The sequence below is a fragment of the Streptomyces sp. NBC_00582 genome, assembly GCF_036345155.1.
In the GTDB taxonomy this organism is placed as follows: Bacteria; Actinomycetota; Actinomycetes; order Streptomycetales; family Streptomycetaceae; genus Streptomyces.
The window spans coordinates 8,533,341-8,549,718 of sequence record NZ_CP107772.1 but is presented as its reverse complement, the minus strand read 5'-3'; the positions used below and the strand labels follow the sequence as shown (position 1 = coordinate 8,549,718).

The 16,378-nt window shown below is 71.2% G+C and carries 14 protein-coding genes; 7 read left to right on the top strand and 7 right to left on the bottom strand.

All coding sequences use genetic code 11. The features are described from left to right. Positions 1-28: 28 nt before the first annotated feature. Positions 29-1,216 carry a glycerophosphodiester phosphodiesterase gene (locus OG852_RS38675; RefSeq protein WP_133913396.1) on the bottom strand — a complete coding sequence of 396 codons (1,188 nt, stop codon included), beginning with the start codon at positions 1,214-1,216 and terminating at the stop codon, positions 29-31. Between the two features lie 392 nt (positions 1,217-1,608). Between OG852_RS38675 and OG852_RS38670 the strand changes: the two genes are divergently transcribed. Further along, positions 1,609-2,280 (top strand): lysophospholipid acyltransferase family protein, encoded by a 672-nt coding sequence (locus OG852_RS38670; protein ID WP_133913638.1) that lies wholly within the window; start codon positions 1,609-1,611, stop codon positions 2,278-2,280. A 68-nt stretch (positions 2,281-2,348) separates the two neighbouring features. Here the strand turns inward: OG852_RS38670 and OG852_RS38665 are convergent, their stop codons facing one another. The 4 genes from OG852_RS38665 to argH all read right to left on the bottom strand — a co-directional run bounded on the left by OG852_RS38665 (position 2,349) and on the right by argH (position 7,099). Next, positions 2,349-3,860, bottom strand: coding sequence for an MFS transporter (locus OG852_RS38665; RefSeq protein ID WP_330350316.1), 1,512 nt, complete (start codon positions 3,858-3,860; stop codon positions 2,349-2,351). After that, on the bottom strand, positions 3,857-4,423 hold the full coding sequence (locus OG852_RS38660; RefSeq protein ID WP_133913398.1) for a TetR/AcrR family transcriptional regulator: 567 nt from the start codon (positions 4,421-4,423) through the stop codon (positions 3,857-3,859). The genes OG852_RS38665 and OG852_RS38660 overlap by 4 nt, the downstream gene beginning before the upstream one ends. Positions 4,424-4,502: 79 nt before the next feature. After that, entirely contained in the window at positions 4,503-5,474 is a 972-nt protein-coding gene (locus tag OG852_RS38655) for an aldo/keto reductase (protein WP_330350315.1), read from the bottom strand. 194 nt (positions 5,475-5,668) lie between these two features. After that, complete coding sequence (gene argH, locus OG852_RS38650) at positions 5,669-7,099, bottom strand: argininosuccinate lyase (RefSeq protein WP_133913400.1); 1,431 nt, start codon at positions 7,097-7,099, stop codon at positions 5,669-5,671. A 189-nt stretch (positions 7,100-7,288) separates the two neighbouring features. Here argH and OG852_RS38645 point away from each other — a divergent pair, with 189 nt between their 5' ends. The 3 genes from OG852_RS38645 to OG852_RS38635 all read left to right on the top strand — a co-directional run bounded on the left by OG852_RS38645 (position 7,289) and on the right by OG852_RS38635 (position 10,674). Then, positions 7,289-8,143, top strand: a complete 855-nt coding sequence (locus tag OG852_RS38645; RefSeq protein ID WP_208117187.1) for a hypothetical protein — start codon at positions 7,289-7,291, stop codon at positions 8,141-8,143. 94 nt (positions 8,144-8,237) lie between these two features. After that, the gene (locus tag OG852_RS38640; RefSeq protein ID WP_133913401.1) at positions 8,238-8,822 is read left to right on the top strand and encodes a pyridoxamine 5'-phosphate oxidase family protein; all 585 of its coding nucleotides are present in this window, start codon (positions 8,238-8,240) and stop codon (positions 8,820-8,822) included. 163 nt (positions 8,823-8,985) lie between these two features. Beyond that, positions 8,986-10,674, top strand: a complete 1,689-nt coding sequence (locus tag OG852_RS38635) for a peroxidase family protein (protein WP_133913402.1) — start codon at positions 8,986-8,988, stop codon at positions 10,672-10,674. Between the two features lie 82 nt (positions 10,675-10,756). On the opposite strand, the gene OG852_RS38630 is transcribed toward OG852_RS38635, so the two are convergent. After that, on the bottom strand, positions 10,757-12,220 hold the full coding sequence (locus OG852_RS38630) for a sensor histidine kinase (RefSeq protein ID WP_330350314.1): 1,464 nt from the start codon (positions 12,218-12,220) through the stop codon (positions 10,757-10,759). Continuing rightward, a complete protein-coding gene (locus OG852_RS38625) occupies positions 12,217-12,957 on the bottom strand; it encodes a response regulator transcription factor (RefSeq protein ID WP_133913404.1) in 741 nt (246 codons plus the stop codon). The genes OG852_RS38630 and OG852_RS38625 overlap by 4 nt, the downstream gene beginning before the upstream one ends. 152 nt (positions 12,958-13,109) lie before the next feature. On the opposite strand from OG852_RS38625, the gene OG852_RS38620 reads away from it, so the two are divergent. From OG852_RS38620 to OG852_RS38610, 3 genes are read left to right on the top strand one after another with little or no spacing between them, the layout of a single operon-like run. Next, on the top strand, positions 13,110-14,462 hold the full coding sequence (locus tag OG852_RS38620; RefSeq protein WP_330350313.1) for a ferredoxin reductase family protein: 1,353 nt from the start codon (positions 13,110-13,112) through the stop codon (positions 14,460-14,462). Positions 14,463-14,481: 19 nt separating this feature from the next. Then, on the top strand, positions 14,482-14,931 hold the full coding sequence (locus OG852_RS38615; RefSeq protein WP_330350312.1) for an FMN-binding protein: 450 nt from the start codon (positions 14,482-14,484) through the stop codon (positions 14,929-14,931). 60 nt (positions 14,932-14,991) lie between these two features. After that, a complete protein-coding gene (locus tag OG852_RS38610; RefSeq protein ID WP_166663569.1) occupies positions 14,992-16,374 on the top strand; it encodes a ferredoxin reductase family protein in 1,383 nt (460 codons plus the stop codon). The last annotated feature ends 4 nt before the right edge of the window (positions 16,375-16,378 follow it).

The window sequence follows — 16,378 nt, the reverse complement described above, 5'->3', positions numbered from 1 at the left end:
CGCGGCCGGATGTCACTCCAACGGGGACTCAGCCGTTGACGAAGTCCTCGCGGGCCAGGACGCCGGTGTCGGCGTTGTCGGTGAAGACACCGTCGATGCCGGTCGCGAAGTAGGTGCGGAAGGCGCCGAAGACATCGCCGTACGCGTCCGCGTCGGTGCCCTTGCGGAAGTTCGCCGGCAGGAACGGGTTCTCGTTGCGCATGGTGTACGGGTGCAGGAGCAGGCCGACGGCGTGGGCGTCCTTCACCAGGGTGGTGGGGGTGGTGAGGTTGCCGTTCGCGTCCTTCGGGATGACCAGGTCGAGGGTGGGGCCGATGCCCTGGGCGTAGCCGGCGATCTCCCGCAGGCCGCTCCGGGTGATCAGGTCGGCGACCGTGCGCGGGTCACCGGCCTCGACGAAGTCCCAGGGGCGGGTGTTCGCGGCGGACAGCAGCACCACCAGCGGGTTGTCGACCAGCTTGTTCAGGCGCTGGATACTGCTCGGCTCGAACGACTGGAGGATGACGGGCGAGTGCTTCCTGTCCTTGCCGTGCTTGTGCAGTAGCTTGGCGACCCGCTCCTCCAGGCCGAGGCCCAGCTTGCGGAAGTAGGTGGGGTGCTTGGTCTCGGGATAGATCCAGACCTGTTTGCCGCGCCTGCGGGTCTGCTCGTCCTGCCACTTCAGGACTTCCTCGAAGGTGGGGATCTCCCAGCGGCCGTTGTAGAGCGTGTTGTGCGGGCGGTTGGCCGGGATGCGTTCGATCGCGCGCAGGGTCTTCAGCTCGGCGAGCGTGAAGTCCTCGGTGAACCAGCCGGTCGTGGAGACGCCGTCAAGGACCTTGGTGGTCTTGCGGTCGGCGAACTCCTTGTGGTCGGCGACGTCCGTGGTGCCGCCGATCTCCGGCTCGTGGCGGCAGACCAGATGGCCGTCCTTGGTGGGGACCAGGTCGCCCGCCTCGACGATGTCGGCGCCCAGGTCGAGGGCGAGCTGGTAGGAGCCGAAGGTGTGCTCGGGGCGGTAGCCGCTCGCGCCGCGGTGACCGATGATCGTCGGCACCGGGAGGCTCTCCAGTCCGCTCCTGCCCGGGCGGCGGGCCCCGGTGGCGTGGGCCGTGCCGGCCAGGCCGAGAACGCTTCCGGTGGCACCGAGCACGGCCGCGCCGAGCAGCGCCCGCCGTCCGGTCGTCCCGCCCGTGGTCCTCCGCTCGTTCGGCTCCCATGCGTCCTGCGATCCCATTGCGGCCCTCCTGCCGTCGGTCGTTCGTGCGGCCCGATCGTAGGGGCGTGGACATGACCGTCGGGAGACGTCGGTCCGAACACGCGGGTGACGGTGGATGGCAGGTGCCGGGCGGAAGGTGACGGGGCGTCGGCATGCCCGCGCGGGGACGGGGAAGGCGGTCGGTACCGGGCTCGTCCGGCTGCGTGGCGTTGGCTGCCTGCCGCGTTCCCGCTGCGTGCCGGGCGCGTTCCGCGCGGGTGACGGGCGGGCGGAAGTACCGCCATCCAGGTAAACGTACGTCAACAGTGCGTAAGGCCTCGGTGAACCCGATGTGCGCCACCCCCGGGGCCGCGAGTATCGTCCTCACCTGCACAGACTCATACCGTTTTCCCTTGGCATCGGAGGGCCCGTTGTCCCGCTTCGCGCTCATCAAGGCAGTGCTCGGACCGGTCATGCGCCTGATGTTCCGCCCCCGGGTCGAGGGCGTGGAGCACATCCCGGGCGACGGTCCGGTCATCCTGGCCGGCAACCACCTGACCTTCATCGACTCGATGATCCTGCCGCTCGTGTGCGACCGGCAGGTCTTCTTCATCGGCAAGGACGAGTACGTCACCGGCAAGAGCCTCAAGGGCCGGCTGATGGCCTGGTTCTTCACCGGCGTCGGCATGATCCCGGTGGACCGGGACGGCGGCCGCGGGGGTGTGGCCGCGCTCATGACCGGGCGGCGGGTCCTGGAGGAGGGGAAGGTCTTCGGGATCTACCCCGAGGGGACCCGCTCCCCCGACGGGCGGCTGTACCGGGGGCGCACCGGGATCGCGCGGCTGACGCTGATGACCGGGGCGCCCGTCGTTCCGTTCGCGATGATCGGCACGGACAAGTTGCAGCCGGGCGGGGCGGGGATGCCGCGGCCGGGGCGGGTCACCGTCCGGTTCGGTGAGGCGATGGAGTTCTCCCGTTATGACGGGATGGACCGGGATCGGTATGTGCTGCGGGCGGTGACCGATTCCGTGATGGCCGAGGTCATGCGGTTGTCGGGGCAGGAGTACGTGGACATGTATGCGACCAAGGCAAAGGCCGCGTAACGCCTCCGGCGGTCGGCCGTCTTGCGGGTGCGGGTGCGCGGGGGTTCGTCGCGCAGTTCCCCGCGCCCCTAAAGACGCTGCCCGCGCAGTAGGTACCAGGCTGCCGCCGCTGTCGCGAGCAGGATCGCCGCGCCCACTCCCGAGGCCACGCTCAGGCCGTTGACGAAGGCCTCTCGGGCCGAGGTGAGCATGGTCTGCGCGTCGGCCGCGGGCATCCTCGACGCCGCCTCGACCGCGCCGCCCAGGCTCTCGTGGGCTCCCTCCGGGGTGCCCGGCGGAGACGGGAAGCCCCGGTACACACCCGTCACGATCGAGCCGAGTACGGCGATGCCGAGGGCCGCGCCGAGTTCGTACGCCGTTTCGGAGACCGCGGAGGCCGCTCCCGCCTGTTCCCTGGGGACCGAGGAGAGGATGACGTCGGCGGTGACCGTGAAGGAGAAGCCGGCGCCGACGCCCACCACGAGGAGGGCCGCGCCGAGGACCGGGTAGCCGGTCCCCGCGTCGATCAGGGTCAGCGCGCCGAGCGCGAGGCCGATCGCGGCCAGGCCCCCGGTGACCACCGCCCGCACCGAGAAGCGGCGGGCCGCGCGGCCGGCGACCAGACCGGCCGCCACCGCGCCCACGGCGGCGGGGAGTTCGGCGAGGGCCGCCTCGAGAGGGCGCCGGCCCTGCACCAACTGCAGGTACTGGGAGAGGAAGAAGACCAGCCCGGACATGCCGAGCACGGTCAGCATGTCGGCCAGGACCGCGCCGCTGAAGCCCCGCCTGCGGAACAGCCGCATGTCCAGCAGCGGCCGGGGCAGCGTGAGCTGACGGCGTACGAAGCCGTACAGCGCGGCGACGCCGAGGACGGCCGCCGTGAGGGATTCGCGGGTCGGGCCGTGGCTCGCGGCCTCCTTCACCGCGTACACGACGGCGATCATGCCGATCAGGGACAGGGCCACGCTCATCAGGTCCCACGGGCCGGGGTCGGGGTTCCTGGACTCGGGGAGCGTCTTGAGGCCGACCAGGACCAGGACCACCATCACGGGCAGGTTGATCAGGAAGACCGAGCCCCACCAGAAGTGTTCGAGGAGGAAGCCGCCCACGATCGGGCCGACGGCGGTGCCCGCCGAGGCCGTCGCGCCCCAGACACCGACGGCGAGGCTGCGTTCGCGGGGGTCGTGGAAGAGGTTGCGGATCAGGGCGAGGGTGGCGGGCATCAGGGTCGCGCCGGCCACACCGAGCAGGGCGCGGGCCGCGATCATCATCTCCGGGCTCGTCGCGTAGGCGTTCAGCACGGAGATCAGGCCGAAGGCCGTGGCGCCGCCGAGCAGGATCCGCTTGCGGCCGACGCGGTCGCCGAGGCTGCCCATGGAGACCAGCAGACCGGCGATGACGAAGGAGTAGACGTCGCCGATCCACAGCAGCTGGGTGCCGGTGGGGTGGAGATCCTCGCTGATGTACGGGGTCGCGAGGCCGAGGACGGTCGCGTCGACGGCCACCAGCAGCACGGCGAGCACGAGGACGGAGAGCGCGAGCCAGCGGTCCGGGCGCTTCACCGCCTCGGTCGTCGTCGCCGGCTGCAGGGTGCTGGTCATGATTCCTCTCTCGGATGTGCGGGATGTCGTAGCGCGCCGCCGAGCAGCAGCCCCACGACCATGGGGCGGAAGTCCCTGGGGGCGCCCTTTCCGGACTGCACCAGCCAGGCGCCGGAGGCCAGCAGGCCGTACAACGCCTCGGTGAGCCAGGCGGGCGTGAGGTCGATGCGGAACTCGCCGGCGAGCTGTCCGCGCCGGAACAGCGCGGAGATGCGGTCGTCGATCCGGGTCCAGCCCTGGTTCTGCTCCTCGCCCTCGAAGAGCTGGTTCTCGGTGTAGAGGAAGGCGAGGAGTCCGGCCGCGGGTTCGATCTCGCGCACCAGACGCTCCACGGCGTCGCTCGCCGGGCCCTCGTCCAGGCGGGCCGCGTCCAGCGCGGTCTCGCACTCCTCGATGCCGAGCGCCTCCAGGGCGCGGACGAGCGCGTCACGGCCGGCGAAGTGCCGGTGCAGGGTGGCGCGGCTGATCCCGGCGGCCTTGGCGACCTCGTCCATGGTCGCGGTGGATTTACGGGTCAGCAGGGCGGCGGCGCTGCGCAGTACGTGGTCACGATCGACGGCCATGAGACGAGCATAGACCATTTGAGACATCATTGTCTCACCATGGGCGTGCGTGACTCAGGAGGGTGGGCTCATCCGGCGATCAGTGCCAGGGCAGGGCGGCCCGCCGGGCCCAGTACGCCTGCGGCTCCTCCGCCAGGGCGGCCAGCCGGGCCACCTGGTCGTCGTCGAGGTCCACGACGGCCGCGTGCAGGTTGGAGGCGAGCTGGGTGGCGGTCGCCGCGCCGGACAGGACGACCCCGGCCCACGGCCGGCGCAGGACGAGCGCGAGGGCGACCGCGTCACAGCCGAGGTCCGTCTCGGCGGCCACGGCCTTCAGGGGCTGCGGGGCGTACGGCTCGGCCAGTCGGCCGTTGGCCATGCCCTCCTTGACGATCACCGTGAGGCCGGCGTCATGGGCCTCGGCGAGGGCGGGGGCGGCGGAGGTCTCCAGGGCGTTGTACGTCGACTGGACCGTACGGAAGAGGGGCTCGCCGTCGACCGTGACGGCGAGGGCGGCGCGGATGGCGTCCGCCTGGGCGGGGCCGCTGGTGGAGAAGCCGATGGTGACGCCCCCGGCGGCGGCCTCCGCGAGCCTGGCGTGGAGTTCCTTGTCGGTGAGGGCGGGGCTGTCCGGGGTCACCGAGTGGATCTGGTAGAGGTCGAGGCGGTCGCCGAGGAGTTCGGCGGTCTCGGCGCGCTGGCGGTCGTAGGTCTGGACGCTGTGGTCCTTGACCTCGTGCTGCTCCGCGTCGGTGGTCCAGTCGGCGGTGTAGGTGTAGCCCCATTTGCTGCCGATGACCACGTCGTCGATGTCGCCGCGGGTGCTCAGCCAGTCCGCGAGGAACTCCTCGCTGCGGCCGTAGGAGCGGGCCGCGTCGAAGTAGCGGACGCCCTGCGCGTAGGCGGCGTCCAGGAGGTCGTGGGTACGGGTGCGGAGGGCTTCTACGGTGCGGTTCTCTCCGAGGTCCTCGTCCCGGCCGAGGTTGATGTAGCCGGGGCGGCCGACCGCGGCGAGGCCCAGTCCGATGTGGCAGGTGGGGGTTGTCGCTGTGGCCAGTCGGGCGAAGGGCATCGCGGGCTCCGTTCGGTCGGTCCGGTACGGCTTCGACCAACGTAACCCGTGATGACCTTCGCCTCAGGGTCGGTGTGTTCGGTTGTTCCGCGGGTGCGGGTGCGTAGTGGCTTGTCGCGCCCACGCGGCGGAGCCGCACATCGATACAGCCCCGCGCCCCCGAAGGGCCTGCGCCCCTCGGGGGCGACGCAGTTCTACTTCTTCTTTGCCGTCGCCCACTCGTGCTGGGTCGCCACGTTCGCCTTCACCTCTGCGAGCTGGATCGCCACCGCGCTCGGGGCCGTGCCGCCCCGGCCGTCGCGGGAGGCCAGGGCGCCGGGGACGTTGAGGACCGTGCGGACCTCGGGGGTGAGGTGGGCGGAGATCTTCGCGAACTGCTCGTCCGTCAGTTCGTCCAGTTCCTTGTTCTCGGCCTCGGCCGCCTTGACGCACTCGCCGGCGACCTCGTGGGCGACCCGGAAGGGGACGCCCTGCTTGACCAGCCACTCGGCGATGTCGGTGGCGAGGGAGAAGCCGGCCGGGGCCAGTTCCTCCATGCGCTCGCGGTGGACGGTGAGGGTGGCCATCATGCCGGTGAAGGCGGGGAGCAGCACCTCGAGCTGGTCGCAGGAGTCGAAGACTGGCTCCTTGTCCTCCTGGAGGTCACGGTTGTAGGCGAGCGGCAGGGCCTTCAGGGTGGCCAGGAGACCGGTGAGGTTGCCGATCAGACGGCCGGACTTGCCGCGCGCCAGCTCCGCGATGTCCGGGTTCTTCTTCTGCGGCATGATCGACGAACCGGTGGAGAACGCGTCGTGCAGGGTCACGAAGGAGAACTCCTTCGTGTTCCAGATGATGACCTCCTCCGCGATCCGGGAGAGGTTCACCCCGATCATCGCCGTGATGAAGGCGAACTCCGCGACGAAGTCACGCGAGGCCGTGCCGTCGATGGAGTTGCCGACGCTGCCGTGCTCGAAGCCGAGGTCCGCCGCGACCGCCTCCGGGTCCAGGCCGAGGGAGGAGCCGGCGAGGGCGCCGGAGCCGTACGGCGACACGGCCGTGCGCGCGTCCCACTGCCGCAGGCGCTCCGCGTCCCGGGAGAGGGACTGGACGTGGGCCAGGACATGGTGGGCGAAGAGGACCGGCTGGGCGTGCTGGAGGTGGGTCCGGCCGGGCATCGCCACGTCCGGATGGGCCTCGGCGAGGCCGATCAGGGCGTCCTGGAGGTCGGCGACCAGGCCGCCGATGATCCGGGCGTGGTCGCGCAGGTACATCCGGAAGAGGGTGGCGACCTGGTCGTTGCGGGAGCGGCCGGCGCGCAGCTTGCCGCCGAGGTCGGGGCCGAGGCGCTCCAGAAGACCGCGTTCCAGCGCCGTGTGCACGTCCTCGTCGGCGATCGTGCCGACGAAGGTGCCGGCGGCGACGTCGGCCTCGAGCCGGTCGAGGCCCGCGATCATCCGGGTCAGCTCGTCCTCGGTGAGCAGGCCCGCCTTGTGCAGCACGCGCGCGTGGGCACGCGAACCGGCGATGTCGTAGGGCGCGAGCCGCCAGTCGAAGTGGACGGACGCGGACAGCTTGGCCAGGGCCTCGGCGGGACCGTCGGCGAACCGGCCGCCCCAGAGCCGGACGTCACCGCTGTTGCTGCTCACTGCGTTGCTCCTCACCGCTGCACTCCAGGTCATGCATGAGTATGCAGTCCATTGCATGATTCGTCAATTTTGGAAAGATCCAAAGACTTTTGAAGTCACCTTGAACAACGGCAACCGCTTACCCGTACTCACGGCTGAACGCTGGCGCCGCGTTAGTAAACCCACTCCTGACCCAAGTGAGGCATCCGCATGTCCAGGGCTCTTCCGAAGTACAACAAGCGTCGTGTGGCGATCATCGGCGGCGCCGCCGCTCTGGCCCTGACCGGTGCGGTGGTCGTGAACCAGGCCCTCGCCGGGGAGTCGTCCAAGAGCAGCAGCACCAACGCCCAGACGCTGGCCGCCGGTCCCGGCACGATCGTGTGCCCCGACGTCGCCTCGAAGCTGCCGGCGATCCCCGCCACCGCGAAGGCCGAGGTCGACCGCAACCTCGCACTGCTGCAGACCCAGATCCAGGAAGCCAACACCCGCCTGCAGAACACGGTCGGCCAGGGCGGCCCCAACTTCGTACAGAACGCGATCCTCGGCCCCCTCAAGGACAAGCGCGTGGCGACCGTCAACCGCATCGCCACGGCGATCGGCCGCACCGCTGCCAAGCCGACCGGCCTGGACGCCCTCGCGCCCTGCGCCCTGAACGCGGGCGGCGGCGCGGCCGCCGGCAACGCGAACGCGGGCAACGGCAACGCGAACGCGAACGCGGGCAACAACGCGAACGCGGGCGGCAACAACGGCAACGCGGGCAACGCGGGCGCGGTCGGCACGATCACCTGCCCGGACGTCGCCTCGAAGCTGCCGGCGATCCCCGCCACCGCGAAGGCCGAGGTCGACCGCAACCTCGCGCTGCTGCAGACCCAGATCCAGGAGGCGAACACCCGCCTGAAGAACACGGTCGGCCAGGGCGGCCCCAACTTCGTGCAGAACGCGATCCTCGGCCCGCTGAAGGACAAGCGCTCGTCGACGATCGACCGTATCGCCATCTCCATCGGCCGCACCGCCGCCAAGCCCACCGGCCTGGACTCCCTGGCCGCCTGCACGTTGAACAAGTGACGTGACAGGCGTGGTGGCCGCCCCGAGGAAGCGCCGGCCGGGGCGGCCACTGCGGCATGTACACGGGAAACCCGTTCCCGAATAATCGTTAGACATGGGAAAGACTTACGAGCGCATCGACGGCAGGCTCCGCACCTTCATCGAGGAGCAGCCGCTCTTCTTCACCGCGACCGCGCCGCTGTCCGGCGACGGCACGGTCAACCTCTCCCCCAAGGGCCTCAAGGGCTCGTTCGCGGTGCTGGACGAACTCACCGTGGCCTACCTCGACTTCGCCGGCTCCAACGCCGAGACCATCGCCCATCTGCGGGAGAACGGGCGGATCACCCTGATGTGGTGCGCGTTCCAGGGGCCGCCGAACATCGTGCGGGTGCACGGGCGGGGCGAGCCGGTCTTCCGGGACGACCCCCGCTTCAGCGAACTCCTGGCCCGCTTCCCCGGGATCGACCCGACGCCGCACGGACTGCGGGCGATCATCGTCGTCCACGCCGAGCTGGTCCGGGACACCTGCGGATACGCGGTGCCCTTCATGTCGTACGAGGACGACCGCGATCTGCACGGGAAGCGGTTCGCCCGGGAGGACGACGCCTCCCTGGACGCCTACTTCGGCAAGAAGGAGCACATCGCGAGCAGCATCGACGGTCTTCCGGGGCTGCCGCTGCCCTTGCCGCCGACGCCCTGAGCGCATGCCGGGACGTCGACTTCTGTCTGGTTTACGTGATGTGACTGATTGTAGAGAAATAATCAATCATCAGACGATGTGACGGAATTTCCCCTTCCGGGGCTCTTGTCGCCTAGCGTGGCCTCCATCCACATGCGCGACCTCGGGAACACATGGGGGAATCATGTTCCGACCCGCACGCGAACCACAGAGCAAACGTCACGTCAGGTCCTCGTACTACGTCGTCGGCGAGGGCGTCCTCGCCGACTCCCGCGGTGAGCGGCCCGCCGAGCCGCTCACCGCCTCCACCGTCGAGGCCCTCCGCAGGTTCCGGTTCTCCCGGCTGGGCCCCCAGGCCAAGCCGGAACGGCAGCTCGACCGGGCCGCCCGCACGGAACTCGCCCAGGCGATGACCGACAGCACGCGGACCCAGCCCGACTCGGCCAACCCCAGGGTGCCCGCCGGCTTCACCTACCTGGGCCAGTTCGTGGACCACGACCTCACCCTGGACGCCACGGCGGCCCAGCTCGAGGACGACATCACCGTCCGCCAACTCCTCCAGGGCCGCTCGCCCGCGCTCGACCTCGACTCGCTGTACGGCCTCGGTCCGGACCACCGTTTCGACGGCCGCTTCTACGACACCGACGGCATCCGTCTCAGGACGGGCACCACCCAGGGCATCCCCGGCGCCACCGACATCACCGGGCAGCCGCTCGCCGGCTTCGACCTGCCCCGGGTGGGCGTCGGCTCGCTGAAGTCCGAGCGCCGGCGGCCGCTCATCCCCGACCCGCGCAACGACGAGAACCTCGCGGTCGCCCAGATCCACTGCGCCTTCATCCGGTTCCACAACCGGCTGGCCACCGAGCTCGCCGACAAGGGCGTCTCCAGCGCGGTCCTGTTCGAGTCGGCCCGCGAGGCCGTCGTCAAGCACTACCAGTGGATGCTGCGCACCGACTTCCTGCCCAGGATCGTCGACGAGACGATCGTCAAGGAGGTCTTCACCAAGGGCCGCAAGGTGGTCGACCCCTCGCCGGGCGAACACGACCTCCCGACCATGCCGATCGAGTTCTCGGTGGCCGCGTACCGGCTCGGCCACAGCATGGTGCGCGGCGCCTACAACTGGAACCGCGTCTTCGACAACGGCCGGGGCACCCTGGCGCTGCTCTTCCAGTTCACCGGCACCAGCGGCATCCTCTCGCCGCCGCCGGACAGCCCGGACGACCCGGAGGCCGGCGCCTTCGAGCGGCTGCCCAGCAACTGGATCGCCGATCTGCGCAGGCTGTTCGACTTCCGGGAGGCCGGGCGCGGCGATCTCGGGGTGACCGACGCGCAGGCCAACATCGCCAAGCGCGTCGACACGCTCCTGGTCAATCCCCTGGCCGAGCTGCCGCTCGGCTCCTTCGGCGGACGCGGGACCACTCCCGACGACATCGAGCGCAACCTCGCCTTCCGCAACCTCACCCGGAGCACCATGCTGCGGCTCGCCTCGGGGCAGCAGATGGCCAAGCACCTCATGGCCCAAGGCGTGGGGGTCAAGCCGCTGAGCGCGTCCGACTTCGAGAACCGGGACGGGGCGCAGCTGAGTGAGGCGCTGCGCAAGCGGCTGGTCGCCGACTGCCCGCTGTGGTTCTACGTCCTGCGGGAGGCCGAGGTGAACGGGGGTGGACGGCTGACCGGGGTCGGAGGGCGGATCGTGGCCGAGACGTTCCATCGGGCGATGGAGGGGAGCCGGTACTCGATCGTGCGGGATCCGTTCTGGCGGCCGTTCCTGAGTCCGGTGGACGCGCGGCGCGACGCGGGTGTTTTCCAGATGACGGACCTGTTGTTGTACGCGTTCGAGGGGAAGGCGGAGTTGCTCAATCCGCTGGGTTGAGTGGGTCCGTCGTCGGGTGCGGGTGCGTCGTGGCTGGTCGCGCCCACGCGGCGGAGCCGCACATCGATACGGCCCCGCGCCCCTAGGCGGGACCAGTCGCCCTCAGTTCGACCGTGAACGTCGTTGCGCCGGAGCGGCTGGTCAGGGTCACCCGTCCCCCGTGGGCCTCCACCACCGCTGACACGATCGACAGGCCGAGGCCCGTGCCCGTCTTCGTGCGGCGGTGGTCGGCTCGGGTGAAGCGGTCGAAGATCCTCGGCCGGAGGTCCTCGGGGATGCCCGGGCCGTTGTCGTGCACGTGGAGGCGGGCCACCGCCGTCCCCGTCTCCAGGGTGACGGTGACCTGGGTGCCCTCGGGGGTGTGCAGACGGGCGTTGGCCAGGAGGTTGGCGAGGACCTGGTGGAGGCGGTGTTCGTCGCCGGTGACGGTGACGGGGTCCTCGGGGAGGTCGAGGGTCCAGCGGTGGCCGGGGCCCGCCGCCCTGGCGTCGCTCACCGCGTCGAGGACCAGCCGGGTGAGGTCCACGGGCCGGCGTTCCAGTGGGCGGCCGGCGTCCAGCCGGGCCAGCAGGAGCAGGTCGTCGACCATCTCGCCCATGCGGGAGGACTCCGCCGCGATGCGTTCCAGGGCCCGGGTCACCTCCGGGGGGACCGGGCCGGGGTGGAGCAGGGCCAGTTCGGCGTGGCCGCGGACCGAGGCGACCGGGGTGCGCAGTTCGTGGCTGGCGTCGGCGGCGAAGCTGCGCAGACGCTCCTCGCTGGCGTGGCGTTTGGTGAGGGCGTCCTCGACATGGCCCAGCATGCGGTTGAAGGCCTCGGCCATCTGGCCGACCTCGTTGCGGGGGTCCGGCTCGGGGGCCCGTGGGGGCAGGGCCACCTCGCCCGAGGCCAGCGGCAGTTCGCTCACGCGCGTGGCCGTCGCCGCGACCCGGCTCAGCGGGCGGAGCGACCAGCGCACCCAGAGGGCCCCGGCGACGCCGGCGAGGGCCAGGGTCACGCCGAAGACGATCCCCGCGACCAGTTCGAGGCGGTGGACCGTCGACTCCACCGGCTCCAGCGGGAGACCGGTGATCAGTACGTCCCCGTCCAGGCCCTGGGTCGCCCGCACCCGGTACTCGTCGAGGGCGGAGAGATGGAGGGTGTGGGCCCGTCCGTCGACGGGGACCGCGGCGAGGGTGTGCCGGTCCTCGGCGGTCAGGTCGACGGTCAGGTCCGTCGTGTCGGCGCCGGAGGAGGGGACCACGGCCGCGTTGGTCACCTTTCCGTCCAGGAGCCGGGCGCCCAGGGTGCCGGCCGACTGGCGGCGGGTGTCGCCGTGCTCGTCGCCGTCCCGGTCGTCGTGGTCGTCGGGCAGCAGGCCGCCGTGTTCCAGGCTGGCCGGGAAACGGTTGCCGACCTCGCTGAGCTGTTCGTCGAGGCGGCCGGTGAGGAAGCCGTTCAGGCCCACGACCGCGGCCACGCCGACCGCCGCGCAGCCGAGTGCCAGCAGGACCACCAGGCCCGCGGTGAGGCGGGCGCGCAGGGTGCGGGGCAGCAGGCGCCTCATGACACCGCCGGCTTCAGCACGTATCCGGCCCCGCGCACGGTGTGGATCATGGGATCCCGGCCGGCGTCGACCTTCTTGCGCAGGTAGGAGATGTACAGCTCCACGACATGGGCGCGGCCTCCGAAGTCGTAGGACCACACCCGGTCGAGGATCTGGGTCTTGCTGAGCACCCGGCGCGGGTTGCGCATCAGGAAGCGGAGGAGTTCGAACTCGGTCGGGGAGAGCTCGATCAGCTCGCCCGCGCGGGTCACCTCACGGGCCTCCTCGTCCATGACGAGGTCGCCCACGATCAGCCGCGGGCCCTCCTCCTGCTGGCGGGCCATGCCGGCGCGGCGCAGCAGTCCGCGCAGCCGGGCGACGACCTCCTCCAGGCTGAAGGGCTTGGTGACGTAGTCGTCGCCGCCCGCCGTGATGCCGGCGATCCGGTCCTCCACGGCGTCCCGCGCGGTGAGGAAGAGGACGCAGACGTCCGGTTTCACGGTGTGCAGGGAGCGCAGCACGGCGAAGCCGTCGGTGTCGGGGAGCATCACGTCCAGGACGACCGCGTCGGGCAGCAGCTCGCGGGCCGCCGCGAGGGCCGAGGCGCCGTCGCCCGCGGAGCGGACCAGCCAGCCCTCGTAGCGCAGCGCGCCGGAGAGCACCTCGGCGAGATCGGGGTCGTCGTCGACGACGAGGACGCGCAGCGGGGTGCCGTCGGGGCGGGTGAGGGCGGGGCGGCCGGAGCGTGTGGTGTTCATGGCTGCTTCCAGGATCGCCCCCGGCCTGGCGGAACGGGTTCTGCGGATGCTCTGAGTTTCCTCTGAGTCCGCCGTGCGGGGCGGCCGCTCAGAGCGGTCTGAGAGGTTCGCCGCGCACAGTGGGCTCCACCGAACGGCGAAAGGACGTCCTCATGACCACCGTGTACGAGCGGCGGGCGGCACCCCCGGTGGCGTCGGCCGCCCGGCGCTCCCCCGCGGGTCCGCTGCTCGCCGTGCTCTGGGCGGGGGCGGCGGCCGTGCTCGCCCTGTGGTGGTCCGGCACCGGTTCGGTCGTCGGGGCGGCGGGCTGGCTGACCGGGGCCGGGCGGATCGCCGGGCTGCTGTGCGGGTACGCCTGTGCGGTGGTCGTCGCGCTGATGGCGCGGGTGCCGCTGCTGGAGCGGCGGATCGGCTCCGACCGGGTGGCGCGCTGGCACGCGATGGCCGGCCGGTACACGATCTGTCTGCTGGTGGCGCACATCGTGCTGATCCTCGCCGGGTACGCGGCCCAGGACCGCCGGTCGCTCGTCGACGAGACGCTGACCGTGGTCCTCGACTACCCCGAGATGCTGAAGGCGACCGCCGGCACGGTCATCCTCCTCGCGGTCGGTGTCACCTCCGCGCGCGCCGTCCGGCGCCGCACCGGGTACGAGTTCTGGTACTACGTCCACCTCCTCACCTACGCGGCCGTCTTCCTCGCCTTCGGCCACCAGCTCGCCCTCGGCAACGACCTCAACGGCAGGCCGGTGGCCACGGCCGCCTGGTACGCGCTGTACCTCGGGGCGGCGGGGCTGGTGCTGTGGTTCCGGGTCCTGGTCCCCGTACGGCTGAACCTGCGGCACCGGCTGCGGGTGGAGTCCGTGCAGCGGGAGGCTCCCGAGGTGTACTCCGTCGTCGTACGGGGGCGGCGGCTGGACGAACTCGGCGCGGTGGCCGGGCAGTTCTTCCGGTGGCGGTTCCTCGGTGCGGGGCTGGCGTGGACCTCGACGCCGTACTCGCTGTCGGCGCCGCCCCGGCCGGAGCTGATGCGGATCACGGTCAAGGCGCTCGGCGGGCACAGCGCTCGGGTGGCGCTGCTGCGGCCCGGCACACGGGTGTGGGCCGAGGGGCCGTACGGCGCGATGACCGCCGACCGGCGCACCGCGCCGAAGTCGCTGCTGATCGGGGCCGGGGTCGGCATCACCCCGCTGCGGGCGCTGTTCGAGACCCTGCCCGGCGAGGTGACGGTGCTCTACCGGGCGCGGTCGGCCGAGGACCTCGCGCTGGGCGCGGAGCTGGAGGCGGTGGCGCGCTGGCGCGGGTCGAGGGTGCTGTACGCGCTCAACGGGCCCGCGGGGCAGCGCCCGAGCCTGGGCGCGGACGCGCTGCGCGCGGCCGTTCCCGACCTCGCGGGGCACGACGTCTACCTCTGCGGCCCGCACGGCTTCGCCCGGGACGTGTACGAGGCCCTGCGCGCCGCCGGGGTGCCGGACCGGCGGATCCACCACGAGTCGTTCGAGCTGTGAGAGTTGTGAGGTCCTGTCAGTGCATCCGCTGAAGAAGAACCGTCCCCTGCGCCGGATCATGCTGGCGAGCGCCGCCACCGTCTCCGGGGTGGTGATGCTGCTGGCGCTCAAGCCGCACACAACGCCCGTGGTGGCCGTGGCGTCCCCGGCCCCCTCGTCCACGAGCAGTGCGAGCGCCGGCTCGGGCAAGGGCGGCACGACCGTCACCGGGGACTCGGTGCAGACCCGCTGGGGGCCCGTCCAGGTCCGGATCACCGTCCAGGACGGGAAGATCACGGACGTGACGGCGGTGACCTACCCCCAGGAGAATCCGCGCGACCAGCAGATCAACTCCTACGCCATCCCCCAACTGCGCAGCGAGGCCCTCCAGGCGCAGAGCGCGGACATCGACACCGTCTCGGGAGCGACGTACACGAGCGACGGTTACCGGCAGTCACTCCAGTCCGCACTGGACTTGGCGGGGGTCTGAACACAAAGCGGTCGAGGCACGTATCTGTGGGCGCCCGGGTCAAGTCCCCACGGAGGAACCGTGACCACCACAATCGCAGGCGGACGTGCCGCCCGCCGCCAGACGATGCGCCGGATCCGCCCGCGCCGATCCCCTGCCGTTCCGCTGCTGCTCGCCGTATGGGCGGGCGCGGCGGGCGTGCTGTGGCTGTGGTGGGAGAACACGCCGAACATCGCGGACGACAACAGCAAGATCCTCAACGCGGGCCGGATCACCGGTCTGCTCGCCGGCTATCTGATGGCCCTGGTCGTCCTGCAGATGGCGCGGGTGCCCGCGCTGGAGCGCCGGGTCGGCTCGGACCGGGTGGCGCGCTGGCACGCGATGAGCGGCCGGTACACCCTGTGCCTCACCTTCGCGCACGTGTTCCTCATCATGTGGGGGTACGCGCTGCAGGCCGGCAAGTCGCTCGGTGACATCGTCCAGCAGACGATCGACTCCATCAACCAGCTCCCCGACATGGGCAAGGCGGCGATCGGCACCGGTCTGCTGCTGGTCATCGGCCTGGTGTCGATCGGTCCGGTCCGCCGGAAGATGCCGTACGACACCTGGTACCACATCCATCTGATGACGTACGCGGCGGTGTTCCTGACCTTCTGGCACCAGATCACCACCGGCAACGAGTTCGCGATCGAGCCCGCCGCCAAGACGGTCTGGTACGGGCTGTACGGCTCGGTCACCGCGCTGGTCGTCTGGTACCGCATCCTCACCCCGATCCGGCTGAACCTGCGTCACCGCATGTACGTCGAGGCGGTCATCGAGGAGACGCCCGGCATCGTGTCCGTCCTGATCGGCGGCCGCAAGCTGCACCGGATCGGCGCGGAGGCGGGCCAGTTCTTCCGCTGGCGGTTCCTCGCCCCGGGAATGCGGTTCAGCTCCCACCCGTACTCGCTGTCGGCGAACCCGCGTCCCGAGCTGCTGCGGATCACGGTCAAGGCGATCGGCGACCACACCGCGGCGCTGCGCGAGCTGCGGCCGGGCACGAAGGTGTGGGCCGAGGGCCCGTACGGCGCGATGACCGCCTCCCGGCGCAGCCGCGGCAAGGTGCTGCTGGTCGCCGGCGGTGTGGGCATCACCCCGATGCGGACGCTGTTCGAGACGCTGCCGGGCGCGCCCGGTGACATCACGCTCCTCTACCGCGCCAACAGCACCCAGGACCTGGCCCTGTGGGACGAGCTGGCGAAGATCGCCGACGAGCGCGGGGCGCGGCTGATGTACGCGGTCAACAGCCCGGACGGAGAGCGACCCGACATCTCGGCGGAGTCCCTCCAGCGCAAGATCCCCGACATCGACGACCACGACGTGTTCATGTGCGGACCGAACGGCTTCGCCCAGGGCGTGTACGAGGCACTGCGCGGCGCCGGCGTTCCGGCCCGCCGTATCCATCACGAGTCGTTCGAGATGTGACCGG